This is a genomic window from Mycobacterium cookii, from assembly GCF_010727945.1.
In the GTDB taxonomy this organism is placed as follows: Bacteria; Actinomycetota; Actinomycetes; order Mycobacteriales; family Mycobacteriaceae; genus Mycobacterium; species Mycobacterium cookii.
Genome location: NZ_AP022569.1, coordinates 4118007 through 4132674, shown reverse-complemented (window position 1 = coordinate 4132674; position 14668 = coordinate 4118007). Strand labels below are relative to the sequence as shown.

11 protein-coding genes, 1 pseudogene and 1 riboswitch are annotated in these 14668 nt (G+C 67.6%); of the genes and pseudogenes, 6 read left to right on the top strand and 6 right to left on the bottom strand.

What is annotated here, in order from left to right; genetic code table 11:
• The first annotated feature begins 21 nt into the window (after positions 1–21).
• Positions 22–4410, top strand: a complete 4389-nt coding sequence (locus G6N27_RS19315) for a cation-translocating P-type ATPase (protein WP_163782025.1) — start codon at positions 22–24, stop codon at positions 4408–4410.
• Here the strand turns inward: G6N27_RS19315 and G6N27_RS25615 are convergent.
• Positions 4331–4528, bottom strand: a pseudogene (locus G6N27_RS25615) (hypothetical protein); the annotation flags it as partial. The gene G6N27_RS19315 and the pseudogene G6N27_RS25615 sit on opposite strands and share 80 nt — an antisense overlap.
• Between G6N27_RS25615 and G6N27_RS19310 the strand changes: the two are divergent.
• Positions 4469–4753: a hypothetical protein gene (locus tag G6N27_RS19310; RefSeq protein WP_163779176.1), complete on the top strand. Its 285-nt coding sequence runs from the start codon at positions 4469–4471 to the stop codon at positions 4751–4753. The pseudogene G6N27_RS25615 and the gene G6N27_RS19310 sit on opposite strands and share 60 nt — an antisense overlap.
• Positions 4754–4757: 4 nt before the next feature.
• Here G6N27_RS19310 and G6N27_RS19305 read toward each other — a convergent pair whose 3' ends face one another.
• From G6N27_RS19305 to G6N27_RS19290, 4 genes are all read right to left on the bottom strand, one after another.
• A complete protein-coding gene (locus G6N27_RS19305) occupies positions 4758–5099 on the bottom strand; it encodes an STAS domain-containing protein (protein ID WP_163779173.1) in 342 nt (113 codons plus the stop codon).
• Positions 5096–9001 (bottom strand): SpoIIE family protein phosphatase, encoded by a 3906-nt coding sequence (locus tag G6N27_RS19300; RefSeq protein ID WP_232064691.1) that lies wholly within the window; start codon positions 8999–9001, stop codon positions 5096–5098. Before G6N27_RS19300 ends, G6N27_RS19305 begins: the two co-directional genes overlap by 4 nt.
• Positions 8998–9396 (bottom strand): STAS domain-containing protein, encoded by a 399-nt coding sequence (locus G6N27_RS19295; protein WP_308207510.1) that lies wholly within the window; start codon positions 9394–9396, stop codon positions 8998–9000. Before G6N27_RS19295 ends, G6N27_RS19300 begins: the two co-directional genes overlap by 4 nt.
• An 88-nt stretch (positions 9397–9484) precedes the next feature.
• Positions 9485–10189: a PAS and ANTAR domain-containing protein gene (locus G6N27_RS19290; protein WP_163779170.1), complete on the bottom strand. Its 705-nt coding sequence runs from the start codon at positions 10187–10189 to the stop codon at positions 9485–9487.
• 98 nt (positions 10190–10287) lie between these two features.
• Positions 10288–10398, top strand: a riboswitch (TPP riboswitch).
• Here G6N27_RS19290 and thiC point away from each other — a divergent pair.
• From thiC to G6N27_RS19275, 3 genes are all read left to right on the top strand, one after another.
• Positions 10391–12019 carry a phosphomethylpyrimidine synthase ThiC gene (thiC, locus tag G6N27_RS19285; protein ID WP_163779166.1) on the top strand — a complete coding sequence of 543 codons (1629 nt, stop codon included), beginning with the start codon at positions 10391–10393 and terminating at the stop codon, positions 12017–12019. (Overlaps the previous riboswitch by 8 nt.)
• Positions 12016–12846 (top strand): bifunctional hydroxymethylpyrimidine kinase/phosphomethylpyrimidine kinase, encoded by an 831-nt coding sequence (gene thiD / locus G6N27_RS19280; RefSeq protein ID WP_163779163.1) that lies wholly within the window; start codon positions 12016–12018, stop codon positions 12844–12846. Before thiC ends, thiD begins: the two co-directional genes overlap by 4 nt.
• Positions 12843–13469, top strand: a complete 627-nt coding sequence (locus G6N27_RS19275; RefSeq protein ID WP_163779160.1) for an alpha/beta hydrolase family protein — start codon at positions 12843–12845, stop codon at positions 13467–13469. Before thiD ends, G6N27_RS19275 begins: the two co-directional genes overlap by 4 nt.
• A 247-nt stretch (positions 13470–13716) precedes the next feature.
• On the opposite strand, the gene G6N27_RS19270 is transcribed toward G6N27_RS19275, so the two are convergent.
• Positions 13717–14151 (bottom strand): Hsp20/alpha crystallin family protein, encoded by a 435-nt coding sequence (locus G6N27_RS19270; RefSeq protein WP_163782019.1) that lies wholly within the window; start codon positions 14149–14151, stop codon positions 13717–13719.
• Positions 14152–14295: 144 nt separating this feature from the next.
• Between G6N27_RS19270 and G6N27_RS19265 the strand changes: the two genes are divergently transcribed.
• The gene (locus tag G6N27_RS19265) at positions 14296–14628 is read left to right on the top strand and encodes a MerR family transcriptional regulator (RefSeq protein WP_163779157.1); all 333 of its coding nucleotides are present in this window, start codon (positions 14296–14298) and stop codon (positions 14626–14628) included.
• Positions 14629–14668: the final 40 nt, after the last annotated feature.

Below are 14668 nucleotides of genomic sequence, written 5' to 3'. Positions count from 1 at the left end.
GTCGCCTCGACGGGTCTGACGATGTTCGCAATCCCGGTTCGCGAAGGCGTCAAGGCACTCTCCGACGGGCTACCCGCGCCCACGCTCACCAGGCACAGTTGGCGCGGCAAGGGACGAGCGTGGATCGAGGTCCGCGGACTCGACGGACCGGACGGCGCGGAGCTGGGCCGCTTCGTCGTCGACGCGCTGCGCGCACGGCCGGGCGTCAAGTCGGTCAGCCTGAACCGCCCGTTGTCGCGGGCCGTCATCGGACTCAACGGCGAGCAGACCTCCCTGCGTGAGCTGTGCCGGGACGTCGACGAAGCTGAAAGACGCTGGCGTGCAAGCGATAATCGTCGCGAACGGCGCAACGACACACGCCCCAAGCCGTTACCGGGCGACGGCCTGCTGCTGGCCACCAACGCGCTCGGAGTCGGCGCCACCGCCGTCGGTGTCGGCGCGGCGGTCGCGGGTCGACTGCTGGTGTGGCCGCGACTGTTCGACGGCGTCGAAGCGGTCGTGGTGGCCGTCGACTACCAGCCGCGGATCCGTCGGCTGATCGAAGACCGCATCGGCCACTCGGCAACCGACGCCGTGCTGTCGGTGGCGATGACGGTCGCCCACGTCCTCGAACTCTCCCCGGCATCGCTGGCGGTCGACCTGACCATGGAGATCCTGAAAGCCGCCGAGTACCAAGCGGAAGCGCAGGCCTGGCGCCAACTGGAGCCGACGTTGGCCCGGCACGCCGAACACCTGGAGGTCCACCCGGCTTCGCGCCCGGTGCCACCGCCGGACGGACCCATCGAGCGGTATGCCCGGCGCGCCGCGCTGCTGCAAGCTGCCGGCACCGCGGCCGTCGGCGCCGCCACCCGCAATATCGGCATGGCCTCGACGGCGACGTTGGTCACCACGCCGAAGGCCACCCGCACCACTCGCGAGTCGTTCGCCGCGGCGCTGGGCCAAGGACTGGCCGAGCAGCACGATGTGTTGCCACTGCGACCGGAGAAATTGCGCTGGCTGGACCGCATCGACGCGCTGCTGATCGACCCCCGGGTGTTGTGCACTAACGCATTCCGCGTGGTGCGAGTCCGTGGAGCCGACGAAGACGAGTTGTCGCCGGCCTGGAACCGCGCGCAGCTGCTCCTGGAGAACCGCGGCCTGCGCGCGGGCTGGCAGACAATTCCCGGAGTGTCCGGGGTCGAGGCGCTGATCGGCCCCAACCATCATCCGCTGGCCTCGGCGCTGCTTGCCGAGACGCGACGGGCCGGACTGGATCTGATCTCGGTCGACGTCGAAGATCTCGGTGAGCTGCGGACCGCATTCGACGACCTGCGGCCGCTGCAGCGGACCTCGGTCGACAAGGCACTCGCGGCCGCGCTGACCGATCTGCAGCAGTCCGGGCACACCGTCGCGGTGATCTCGTCGGCAGCCGGGCAGGCTCTCTCGTCCGCCGACCTCGGCTTGGGTGTGCTGCCCAACTCCGACGGGGAGCCTCCGCCGTGGACGGCCGATGTGATCCTGAGCGATCTCGCCGGCGCCTGGCGGCTGCTGCACGCCATCCCGGTAGCCAAGTCAGCCAGTCGGCGCGGCATCGAGATCGCCACGGGTGCAACGGCTTTGGGCGCACTGCTGATGGTGCCCGGGGTGCGCGGGCGAGGCCCGGGCCCAGTGACCACGGGTGCGGCCGCCGGTCTGGTGTCCGGATATCTGATGGCCCGCCGAGTGTTGCGTGAGCCGACTCCGAAGCCGGCGCCGATCAACGAATGGCACGCCATGTCGATAGAGCAGGTCCGCAGGATGCTGCCGGCGCCGGACGACGAGGCCAGCGAACCGCGTCAGACCGGGCTGGCCACCAGAGCGATGGAGACGGCTCAGCGGGGCGCAGAGCTGACCGGGCGCCCGCGCCAAGCCGTCTGGCAGTTCCTCCGGGCGGTGCGAGCGGAGTTGTCCGACCCGCTGACCCCGGTGCTGGCCCTGGGCTCGGCAGCCAGCGCGGTGCTCGGTTCGCCGGTCGACGCGGTACTGGTCGGGTCGGTGCTCACCGGCAACTCCATGCTGGCCGCCAGCCAGCGCCTGCGCGCCGAGAGCCGATTGAACGAGCTTCTGGCGCAACAGATTCCACCGGCCCGCAAAGTCACGACCGGTCCGGACGGCTCGCCGGTCTACACCGACGTCAAGGCGGCGCAGCTGCGGCCCGGCGACGTGATCGAGGTGCGGACCCACGAGGTGATCCCCGCCGACGCCCGGCTGATCGACGAAGACGACCTCGAAATCGATGAATCCACCCTGACCGGCGAATCGCTGCCGGTGGAAAAGCAGGTCGACCCCACGCCCGGAGCCGTGTTGGCCGAACGGCGCTGCATGCTCTACGGCGGAACCACCGTCGAGGCGGGTACCGCGACAGCCGTGGTGACCGCCGTCGGCGCCGACACCCAAGCCCGCCGTGCCGCTGAGCTGGTATCCAGAGACCTTGCGCCGATCGGCCTCGAGCATCAGCTCAGCCAGCTGACCAACCGGGCCTTCCCGGTCAGTGCGGGCGGTGGCCTGCTGGTCAGCGGGCTCGGCTTGTTGCGCCGCAAGGGATTACGCCAAGCCGTCGCCAGCGGTATCGCCATCACGGTCGCCGCGGTGCCCGAGGGCATGCCGCTGGTGGCGACGCTCGCGCAAGCGGCATCGGCTCGACGACTGACCAATTACGGTGCGCTGGTTCGGGTTCCACGATCGGTGGAGGCGCTGGGCCGCATCGACGTGGTGTGCTTCGACAAGACCGGGACGCTGTCCGAGAACCGTTTGCGGGTCTCGGAGGTGCATCCCGCAGACGGCTTCACCCGCGACGACGTCCTGCGCTGCGCCGCGCACGCCGCCCCGGACACCAACGGCGGACCGCAGGTGCACGCGACCGACCGCGCGATCATCGAGGCGGCCAAGTCCGGCGCAGGCTCGAGCCCCACCGAGGAGGCGGATGCCCATCTGCCGTTCCGGTCTGGCCGGTCGTTCTCGGCGTCGGTGCTGGGCGATGAGCTGACCGTCAAGGGCGCACCCGAGGTGGTGTTGGCCGCCTGCCAGGGCGTCGGATCCGACACCGAAGCGACGGTGCGGAAACTGGCCGCCGAGGGACTACGGGTCATCACCGTTGCGCGACGCCACCTCACCCCGGCACAGGTCGCGCTGATCTCCGAGGACGAGGACGCCATCGAAGGACTGGCCGGCAGCGATCTCACCCTGGCGGGATTCCTCGGGCTCTCCGACACCCCGCGGGCCGAGGCGCCCGCCCTGCTGGCGGCGCTGGTCGAGCGGGACATCGGCATCCGCCTGATCACCGGTGACCACCCGATCACCGCCAGGGCCATCGCGCGCGAGATGGGGCTGCCGGTGACGGCGGAGCAGGTCATCAGCGGCGCCGAATGGGACGCGCTGTCGCGCAAAGACCAGGAACGCGCGGCCACCGAGCGGGTGATCTTCGCCCGGATGTCGCCGGAGAACAAGGTCCAGATCGTGCAGACGCTGGAGCGCATCGGCAAGGTCTGCGCCATGGTCGGCGACGGTTCCAACGACGCCGCCGCCATCCGGGCCGCCACCGTCGGCATCGGCGTCGTTTCCGGTGGCAGCGACCCGGCCAGCGTCGCCGCCGACGTGGTGTTGGTCGATGCGCGCATCGAAGCCCTGCTCAACGCGATCGAGGAGGGCCGCGAGCTGTGGCGGCGGGTCCAGGCTGCGGTGTCGGTGCTGCTCGGCGGCAACGCCGGCGAGGTCGCGTTCGCGATCATCGGCAGCGCGATCACCGGCAATTCGCCGCTGAACACCCGGCAGCTGCTGCTGGTGAACATCTTCACCGACGCACTGCCCGCCGCGGCGCTGGCCGTCAGCAAGCCGAGCGGCCCGGTGAAACTCGAAGGACGCGGCCCCGATCAGCAGGAGCTGTGGCGGGCGGTCGCGATCCGCGGGGCCACGACGGCGGCGGCCGCGACCGCGGCCTGGGCGATGGCCGGGGTCACCGGCCGTCCGCAGCGGGCGTCAACGGTGGCGCTGGTCGCCCTGGTCTCGGCTCAGCTGGGTCAGACGCTGCTCGATTCGCGAACTCCGCTGGTCGTGCTGACCGCAGGCGGTTCGCTGGCGGTGATGGGTACCCTGATCAGCATCCCCGGCGTCAGCCAACTGCTTGGGTGCACGCCTCTCGGCCCGATCGCTTGGGCGCAGGCGCTGGGCTCAGCCGGGGCTGCGACGGCCGCGGTCGCCGTTGCGACCCGCGCATTCGCAGATAAGCGGCCACTGGAGCTGAGTGGTGCCGATCATTCGGCCGCCGAGTCCCCACGACCTCCACGGCGCCGACGCGCCACAACAGGGCATACAACTCGATCAACGGAACAGTCAGCAGACCAGCCACGGCTCCGCCTAGTGGGTCGGCGAGAGCTTCCTTCGTCGTCGACATGACTACGACGGTCCCCGCACCACCAGTCACAATGGCAACGCTGACGTTACTGAAAGGCAAATGATGGTCGAAAAGGTAAAGTCGCGCCGCGGCGCTACCCAGGCGGAAGCTGTCGCTCACATCCGAGAAGGTGAGACATTCGCCGTCAACCTGCCGGTGGTCGGGCAGGTGGAGATTCCGCGGCCCGAACAGCTCGCGTATTACGGCGGTCTGGCGGCCCTGGCCGCATTCGAGCTGATCGACTGGCCGGTCGCATTGGTCATCGCCGCAGGTCACCTGCTGGCAAGCAACCATCACAACAAGCTGCTCGAGGAGCTCGGCGAGGCCATCGAAGAGGCCGAGTAGCCGCCTAGCTTTCGCCGTCCTGCAGTGCGCGGCGGGCCGTCTCGACATCGTCGTGGATCGGCATGCACATCAGCGTGGCCACCCGGTACATGAAACTGTCCGGCGACAGCACGATGAGGATCGCCTTGTCGGCGAGTAGCCGGTCCAGTGCCGCGAAGCCGGCGCTGTCCAGGTACTTCACGCTGCTCAACTGCAGAATCAGTGGGCGCGCGCCGGGCACGTCTGACACCGACCGGGTGAACTCGCGGACGTTGGACGCATCGACTTCACCGGTCACCGTCACCTCGACAGGCGTCGGCAGGTCGTCGCCTTCCGGGACATGCAATTGGAAGACCGCGCGGGTCACGCTCTCACATCCTCGACCCGACCGGATGCCGGCAGAATCGCCTGCTCGAAACTCAGGGTGACTTGCGTGCCGCCCGCGGTGCGGGTGGTTTTCACATCGTCAGCGAGGCCGTTGATCATGGTGAGTCCCCGGCCGCGCTTCTGGCTGCGTTGACTGGCCGACGAATCGCCCGACCACTGACCGGCGTCGCTGATGGTCGCCGTGATCGCCTGACCGCGAACGAAGACTTCGACGGAGACCGTCTTGCACGTATCGGTGGTACTGCCGTGCTCGATCGCGTTGGTCAGCGCCTCGCCGGTCGCCAGCAGGATGTCGGATTCGCGCCGCGGGTCGACGCCGACGCCGGAAAGCCAGTCGCGCAACTGATGTCGCACGTCGGCGATGCAGTCCAGCGCTGCGGGCACCACGGTGGCAAAGCTACGCGCCGCGCTGTGACAAGGGCGTAGCGCCAGCAGGACGACGTCGTCGGTGTAGCCGCCGGGCGGAGCCATGCGCTCGAGCAACTCCGTGCACAATTCGCCGACCGGAAGATCGGCGCGAAAGCCGGCCGCCCCCTGCAGTCGCAGGAATCCCTGGTCCAGCGACTCCCCCGGCCGCTCGATCAACCCGTCGCTGTAGAGCAGGATCACGCTGCCTGCCGGCAACTCCTGGCCGGCGGTGTTCTGCTTGAGTGAGCTTTCCCACGCGGCCACCGGCGGGCGCCGCCCGTCGGATAAAAATGCCGCCGGCTGGTCGGGCGTCAGCAGCAGCGGATAGGGATGGCCCGCACAGGAATAACTGACGCGGGCGGGGCCGTCGCCTTGCGCGGCGTCGATCACCGCGTAGCTGACCGTCGCGCAGCGCGCACCCGGGATCGTCGAGGCGTAGCGATCCAACGTCGCGAGCACCGCGGCCGGGTCGGCGTCCATCAGGGCGGTGGCCGCCACCGCCGCCCGCAGCCTGCTCATCGCGATCGCGGCGGGCAGGCCGTGGCCGACCACGTCGCCCACCGATACCGCAACTTGGCCCGGTTCCTTCAGCGGCACAACGAGATACCAGTCGCCGCCGACCCGCATCGCCTCGCCACCGGGCTGATAGACCGCCGCGACCACCGCCGCGGTGGAGCCGCGGTCGAGGTCGAGCAGGTGGTCCTGGAAGTCGACGGCGATCCGATGTTCGCGCTGCACATTGCGAAGCCCGTCGAGCGCCGACTGGGTCAGCTTGGCAATCCTTGCCGCCCAATCGAGTTCGGCAGGATCGAATTCCCGCGTTGTCGGCCAGAGCATCCCGAGCGAGCCGATCACCCGGCCGTCCATCCCGCGCAACGGCTGGCTGATACACGCCCGGACCACGTCGACAGTCTCGTTCACCACGTGTCGATAACGCGAGCTCAGACTCAGCGTGTCGGTGATGATCATCGGTTGACCGGTTTTGATGACGTCGACGGGAACGATCGGGGTGTTCATCGAAGCGACGTGGTAGCGGTCGCGCATTTCCCCCGGTACCGGATCGCCGTACTCGAATCGGATGTTCTTGCCGTCGGAGTCGAGTACACCCAGGCAGATGACCGGGGCATCACCCGAAGCGAACGAACAGCCCTGCAACGCCGTGGCGATCGCCGCGCCGGAGTCGGCTGACTGCAGGGCGGCGTCGAGCTTCGCGAAGTCGAGATCCATCTGCGCCTGCGCGTCGCTGGTCTGCCGGGTGGCACGTTCGCGGGCGACCGCCGACAGCCGTGCGGCCACGCGATCGATCAGGTCACTCGAGGTGAACGGCTTCGGCAGATAATCGTCGGCGCCACCCGAGTAGCCCTCGCTGATCGCCTCCGCGCCCGCCCGCGCACTCAGCATGAGCACCGGCGTGGCCGCCAGTTTCGGGTCGGCGCGGATGGCCGCGATGAACTCGAAACCGTCGAGGCGGGGCATCATCACGTCGGTCACGATCACGTCCGGACGAAGTCTGCGGGCGGTCTCGATGCCCTCCTGCCCGTCGGCAACCAGGACGGTCCGCCAGCGAGGTGACAGCACCCGCTCCAGATGCGCTCGCATGTCAGCGTTGTCGTCGGCGACCAACACCAGCTCACGGTCGTCGGCCACCGGCGCTTCGCCCTCCGCCTGGGCGGGGCGCGCCAGCGCCCACTGGCCGGCTTCGACGACGTACGGGTTGTCCAGCAGCCCGGCGGGCGAATGCTCGACCGGCTTGCCGCGCGCCGATCGAGGCAGCCGGATGGTGACGGCGGTGCCGCGGCCGAGTTGGCTGTGGAATTCGACGGTCCCCTGCTGCAACTCGACGAGTCCCTGCACCAACGACAGTCCGATGCCGGTGCCTTCGACGCTGCGGCCGTGCGCGCTGTCGGCGCGGAAGAAGCGTTCGCCGAGTCTTTCCAGATCGGCCGCGGCGATGCCGACACCAGTGTCGCGAATGGTGATGTGGCAGAAGGCCGTATCGCTGTGCGTCGTGACGGTGACCGAGCCTGTCAAGGTGTATTTCACCGCGTTGGACAACACATTGAGAATGATGGTTTCCCACATGCCCGGGTCGACGTCGGCTACCGCCGGGTGGCAGTCCAGCACCAATTCGAGGCCGGCGCGCTCGCAGAGTTCGGAGAACGGCGCCGCGATGTGCGACGTCAGAGCTCCGACATCGGTGCAGATCAAGCTGGCGGTGGCACGACCGGCTTCGATGCGGGAGAAGTCCAGCAACGCATCCACCAGCCGCTGTAGCCGTCCCGCGTTACGCCTGGCCGTACTCAGCTGATTCGACAACGTGCTGTCCGGGGCGCTGTCCGACAGCGCGTCGTCGAGCGGGCCGAGCAAGAGAGTGAGCGGAGTGCGAAACTCGTGGCTCACATTGGTCAGGAACGCGGTCTTGGCATGGTCCAGTTCGGCGAGTGCATCCGCCCGCTGCCGCTGCTGCTCGTAGGACACCGCCGACGCCATCGCCGAGGACAGCTGGTCGGCCAGCAATTGGCAGAAGCCGATGTACTGCTCGTCGAGCACGGCAAGCGGACTGGTTGCGACCAGCAGAGCTCCGGCGACCGGACCCTCACCCAGCGGCAGCAGCAGCGCCTGATCCGGACAGTCGCCGGCCAGCACGTCGTCGATGCCGTCGATCATCGCTGCGACGTTCTCGACGACGTGCATCGTCGCGCGCGTCCGCGGCTTCGGCTCCGACTTGGTCAGCGTCGCCAGCGACAGCGGTAGCAGGGGCCGCACCGCGGGCGTGGCCGCACGCAACGTGACGTCGCCGGTCTCCGGATCACCGATATACGCCGCGACGAACGGCACATCGGGCTGGTCGGCGCACGCCGCCACCGCCGCCCCGGCCGCATCGTCGAGCGTGTTGGTGTCGAGCACTGCGGAGGCCACCGCGTTCAGCAGGTGCAGCCGACGCTCGCTCAACACACGGTCAGTGGTCTCAAATGACGGACAGAAGATGCCGAACGTCTGACCGTCCTTCCCGATCAGCGGGCTGTAGGTGAAGGTAAAGAACCGTTCCCGGCGCCGGCCTGCGGTCATCATCGGCAACCTCAGGTCGTAGGACCAGGTCGCTTCGCCGGTGGCGATGACGCTGCGCACCATCGGCTTGACCGACTCCCAGACATCCCACCAGGCGTATTGCCCACGCTGGCCCAACGCCACCGGATGCCGGTCGTCCAGGATCGGGATGTACGCGTCGTTGTAGACCAGGAACAATTCCTCGCTGTCCAGCCATAACACCGTCGGAAACCGCGACGTCAAAACCAGCGCCACCGCCGAGCGCACTTCCGTCGCCCAGGCCATCGGCGGCCCCAAGGGATGTGCCGTCCAGTCGAACTCGGCGAAACGGCGACCCATTTCGCCACCGAGCGCGACAGCGGCAGCCAGATCAGGCGGCAGATCCTTTGGGTCGGCCGGCCAGCCGGGGCGTTGCTGGCCGCTCACGACTCCTGCCCGGAATCGCGGCCTTCCAGTGCGTCCGGCAACGTGGGATACAGCTCGAGCAGAGCGTCGAGATTCGTCACCTCGATCGGACGGACCACAAGATCGTTATCCGCGACCAGCCGTACCGATGTCCCGGCTCGAAGGCCCTGCTTGTGGCAGTCGAGAATCGCGTTCAATCCCGCGCTCCCGAAATACGTCACGTGCTGTAGATCGATGACGAGCAATCGTGACTGCTGGCCCCCGGCCTGCTGCAGCGCGGTTTCCAGTTGTGACCTGAGCTCGCCCGAGGTACTGGAATCGATCTCGCCCCTGGCGTGAACCAGTACGGCGTCGGGTCGAACCTCGGAGTCGACCACCAACAGTTCCATCGCGTTCACCCGCTTCGGTGCACTCAAACCATTCACCCTCAGACCACGGGTCCAGGTCCAGGCCGCGGGACGGCAGCGCCATCCGTTGCTGTGACGAGCCTAGTCGGCAGCAGGCCTAGGCGGTGGATTCACCCGGAATACGTTGGTGCACGGTCAGCAGAAGGTGGTCGAACGCGGCCTGCACTTCAGCCGATGCTGCTGGCAGAGTTGAGACTTCGGCGATGAGCTGCTTGGCCAACGACCGCAGCTTGGTGTTGGTTTCCTGCGACCGCCACCGCAGCACACCGAAGGCCTGTTCGGCACTGACCCGGTAGACAGCCATCAGGATGCCTTTGGCCTGCTCGATCACCGCCCGCGCCTCGAACAGGTCGGGCAGCGCCTCGTCGAGGGCTACCTGGCGGGTCTCGACGAACGTCGCGGTCAGGTCGACGTAGTAACCGGACGTACCCACCACCGCGCCGGAGTCGTCATACATCCGGTCGGCCAGCACCATCGCGTCGTGCACCTTGCCCGCGGTGTCGACGAACCGGTGCCGGCTGGAAATTGAGGTTTTGGACAGCAACGCCTGGTCGAGCTGATCCTGGACGTGCCGACGGTCATCGGGGTGCTTGTGCGACATCAACAGCTCCGTCGTCGGCTCGACGGTGCCGGGCTCATAGCCGTGCATCCGCGCCACCTCGTCGGACCATTCCCAGCGTTGACCGACAAACCAGAAACGGAAGGCACCGACGCCCCCGTCGTCTCCCGCGGCCTCGGGCCACCGGGCAGGCAGAGCGTCGGCGCCAATCCGGGTATCGGCGGCCTCGCGCACGGTTGTCATCTTTCCACCGATGGCACAGGTTGCCCACCGATCGGTCAGGTCCTGCCCGCTTAGACGTACGCGATGCCGCGGCTGCGCTAGCGTGGGGAGCGCAACGAAAAAACAACCACGGGAGCGCACGCCCGGTGCGCTGAGAGGACGGCTCGGGGCCGTCGACCGTACGAACCTGACCGGGTAATGCCGACGTAGGGAGATGACGTAATGACCGATTTAGCAGTCGAACCAACGGTGACCACCGGCGCGATCGCCGGCAGCAGCAAGGTCTACCACAGCATCGATGCCGTTCCCGGCGCGAAAGTGCCCTTCCGACGGGTGAACCTGTCCAACGGCGAGCACCTCGACCTGTACGACACCTCCGGGCCGTACACCGACCCCGACGCGGAGATCGACGTGACGGCCGGTCTGCCGCCGCGTCCGGGCGTCGTCCGCGACCGTGGCACCCAACTGCAGCGGGCCCGTGCCGGCGAGATCACCGCCGAGATGGCGTTCATCGCCGCCCGTGAGCAGATGCCCGCCGAGCTGGTCCGCGACGAGGTCGCCCGTGGCCGGGCGGTGATCCCGGCCAACTACAACCACCCCGAACTCGAGCCGATGATCATCGGCAAGGCGTTCGCGGTCAAGGTCAACGCGAACATCGGCAACTCGGCGGTGACGTCGTCGATCGCCGAAGAGGTCGACAAGATGGTGTGGGCGACCCGCTGGGGTGCGGACACCATCATGGAGTTGTCGACCGGCAAGGACATCCACGCCACCCGTGAGTGGATTCTGCGCAACTCACCGGTCCCGGTCGGCACCGTGCCGATCTACCAGGCGCTGGAGAAAGTCAACGGCGACCCGACGCTGCTGACGTGGGAGATATACCGCGACACCGTCATCGAGCAGTGCGAGCAGGGTGTCGACTACATGACCGTGCACGCCGGTGTGCTGCTGCGGTATGTGCCGTTGACGGCCAAGCGGGTCACCGGCATCGTGTCGCGCGGCGGGTCGATCATGGCCGCCTGGTGTCTCGCACACCACCAGGAATCGTTCCTGTACACCAACTTCGACGAGTTGTGCGAGATCTTCGCGCGCTACGACGTGACCTTCTCGCTCGGCGACGGGCTTCGGCCCGGATCGATCGCCGACGCCAACGACGCTGCGCAGTTCGCCGAGCTGCGCACGCTGGGTGAGCTGACCAAGATCGCGAAATCCCATGGCGCACAGGTGATGATCGAAGGCCCCGGGCACGTCCCGATGCACAAGATCGTCGAGAACGTCAGGCTGGAAGAGGAACTCTGCGAGGAGGCTCCGTTCTACACGCTGGGGCCACTGACCACTGACATCGCACCGGCCTACGACCACATCACCTCGGCGATCGGCGCCGCGATCATCGCCCAGGCCGGGACTGCGATGCTGTGCTACGTGACCCCCAAGGAGCATCTGGGCCTGCCCGACCGCAAAGACGTGAAGGACGGCGTGATCGCCTACAAGATCGCCGCGCACGCAGGCGATCTGGCCAAGGGACATCCGCACGCCCAGGATCGCGACAATGCGTTGTCGACGGCGCGGTTCGAATTCCGCTGGAACGACCAGTTCGCGTTGTCGCTCGACCCGGACACCGCGCGGGAATTCCACGACGAGACACTGCCGGCCGAGCCGGCCAAGACGGCCCACTTCTGCTCGATGTGCGGCCCGAAGTTCTGCTCGATGCGCATCACACAGGATGTGCGGGAGTACGCCGCCAAGCATGGCCTCGACAGCGAGGAAGCCATCGAGGCCGCCATGGCGGAGAAGTCGGTCGAGTTCGCCGAGCACGGCAACAGGGTGTATCTGCCACTCGCCCAACAGTGAATTATCTTCCGCTGGCGCCGATCGGTAGCACGCCACTGCGAGTGCTGACGATTGCCGGATCGGACTCCGGCGGCGGCGCGGGCGTGCAGGCCGACCTGCGCACCTGCAATCTCCTCGGTGTGCACGCGCTGTGCGCCGTGACCGCGGTGACGGTGCAGAACTCGGTGGGCGTGAAGGATTTTCACAAAGTTCCGGGCGATGTCGTCGCCGCCCAAATCGAGGTGGTGTGCGACGACATCGGGCTGCAGGCCGCAAAGACCGGCATGCTCGCTTCGAGCGACATCATCGAGGCCGTCGCGCAGAGTTGGCACGACCACGGCGCCGGCATTCCGCTCGTGGTCGACCCGGTCTGCGCGTCGATGCACGGCGATTCGCTGCTCGATCACGCGGCACTGGATTCCCTTCGCGCCGAACTGTTTCCGCTGGCGACGCTGGTGACGCCGAACTTGCACGAGGTACGACTGCTGGTCGGCATCGACGTCGTCGACGCGACGACCCAGGCCGATGCGGCGCGGGCCCTGCACTCGCTGGGCCCGCAGTGGGCGCTGATCAAGGGCGGACATCTGCAGGGCTCTGCCAGTAGCACCGATGTGTTGTTCGACGGCAACGACTTTCACGAGTTCGAGACGCCGCGGGTGGACACCGGTCATGATCACGGCGCCGGCGACACGCTGGCGGCCGCGACGGCGTGCGCGCTCGCCCACGGCTACACCGTGCCTGACGCCGTCGCGTTCGCCAAAGCGTGGGTGACCGAATGTTTGCGCGCCGCTTACCCACTCGGACACGGCCATGGCCCGGTGTCGGCGATGTTCAGGTTGCAGCCGTGAACAACCTCGACGACATCGGGGGGATCGCCCACGAACCCGACGACACACCGGCCGGTGTCGTCGTGCTGACACACGGGGCGGGCGGCAACCGGGATTCGCCCTTGCTGCAACGGCTTTGCGACGAGTGGGCCCGGCACGGCTGGCTCGCCGTCCGCTACAACCTGCCATATCGCCGACGACGTCCCAAGGGGCCGCCGTCCGGGTCGGCCGCCACCGACCGGGCCGGCATCGTCGAGGCCATCGCCGTGTGCCGCGGGCTGGCCGACGGACCGCTGATCGCCGGCGGCCACTCCTACGGTGGCCGGCTGACGTCGATGGTGGTGGCCGCCAAGGAGGTACACGTCGACGTGCTGACGCTGTTCTCCTATCCGGTGCATCCGCCGGGTAAGCCCGAGCGCCTTCGCATCGAGCACCTGCCCGACATCGCGGTACCGACGGTGTTCACCCACGGCACGGCCGACCCGTTCGGCAGTCCCGAAGAGGTGTTCGCTGCCGCCGGGTTGATTCCCGCGCCGACCCAGATCGTCGAGATCGCCGGTGCACGACACGATCTGGGCTCGAAGACGCTCGATGTGCCCGCCTTGGCGGTGGCCGCGGCGATGCGCCTGCTCGGCCGCGGTTAGTTCACCCGACGTTGGATTGCCGGCTGCGATCCCCAACGACGTCCGCCGCGACGCAGACCGCGGCGTACACCTCTTTCGGTGTCGAACCTTGCTGGACGATGTCGGCCAAGTGAGGTGAACACGCCGGACGGACGTACCTGCGACGGGGATGGCACGCCGATCTCCTTCCAACGATCTGCACAGACGGGCAGGCGGTGGACGGCGGCACGATGACGCCGCGTCACTGTGCCGCTGCCCACCTCCGCGTTCAGGCGTTGACCACCTCGCGATTGAGCGCTTGGTGTTCTTCGCCATGGCCGATGGCGATCTTGCGGGGCTTGGCCTTCTCGGCCACCGGAATGCGCAGCCGCAGCACGCCTTTCTGGTAAGAAGCCTCGATCCGGTCGGTGTCGAGGTTCTCACCGAGGACCAGTTGACGGCTGAACACTCCGCGCGGGCGTTCGGTCGCCAGCATCTCGCGGTTCGGGTCGACCGCCGGGCGTTGAGCACGCACGGTCACCACGTTGCGCTCGATGTCGAGGTCCAGTGAGTCCTGGTCGATGCCCGGCAGGTCGAACTCGACGTAGAACACGTCGCCTTCACGCCACGCGTCCATCGGCATCACCGCCGGGCGAGCGGCGGTACCCAGCGCCTGGTGGGCGAAGCGGTCCAGCTCACGGAACGGGTCGGTACGCATCAGCATGGTGGTCACCTCTGACTCTCCAATCCTCTGTAGGATGTCATTCATAACCTGTGTCAGTTGACACAGATTTGATATAGCATCTCGAACATAATGACGCAAGTGTGATACAAAGATTTCCTGTACTTCCTAGCAAGGATGAGTTCGATGACCGACCTACCCGAAACCCCGGGCACGCCAGGTGCGAGCCAGGGGGTCTACGGCATCTCGGTAGCCGCCGAGCTGTCCGGCGTCGCCGTGCAGTCACTTCGCCTCTATGAGCGCCACGGGTTGCTCAGCCCGACCCGTAGTGACGGCGGGACGCGCCTCTACAGCGCCGACGACCTGGCGCGCCTACGCCGAATCAGCGAATTGCTCTCTGCCGGCGTCAATCTCGCGGGCATCGCGCGCATTCTCGACCTGCAGGACGACAACGCCGCGTTGCTTGCCGACAAGCGCGCCACGAGCGGCAAGGCGGCGAAGAAAACTCCATCGAACTGAGGTCGGCCCTGCGAGTTACCAGTACCAGGGGTACCGCGTA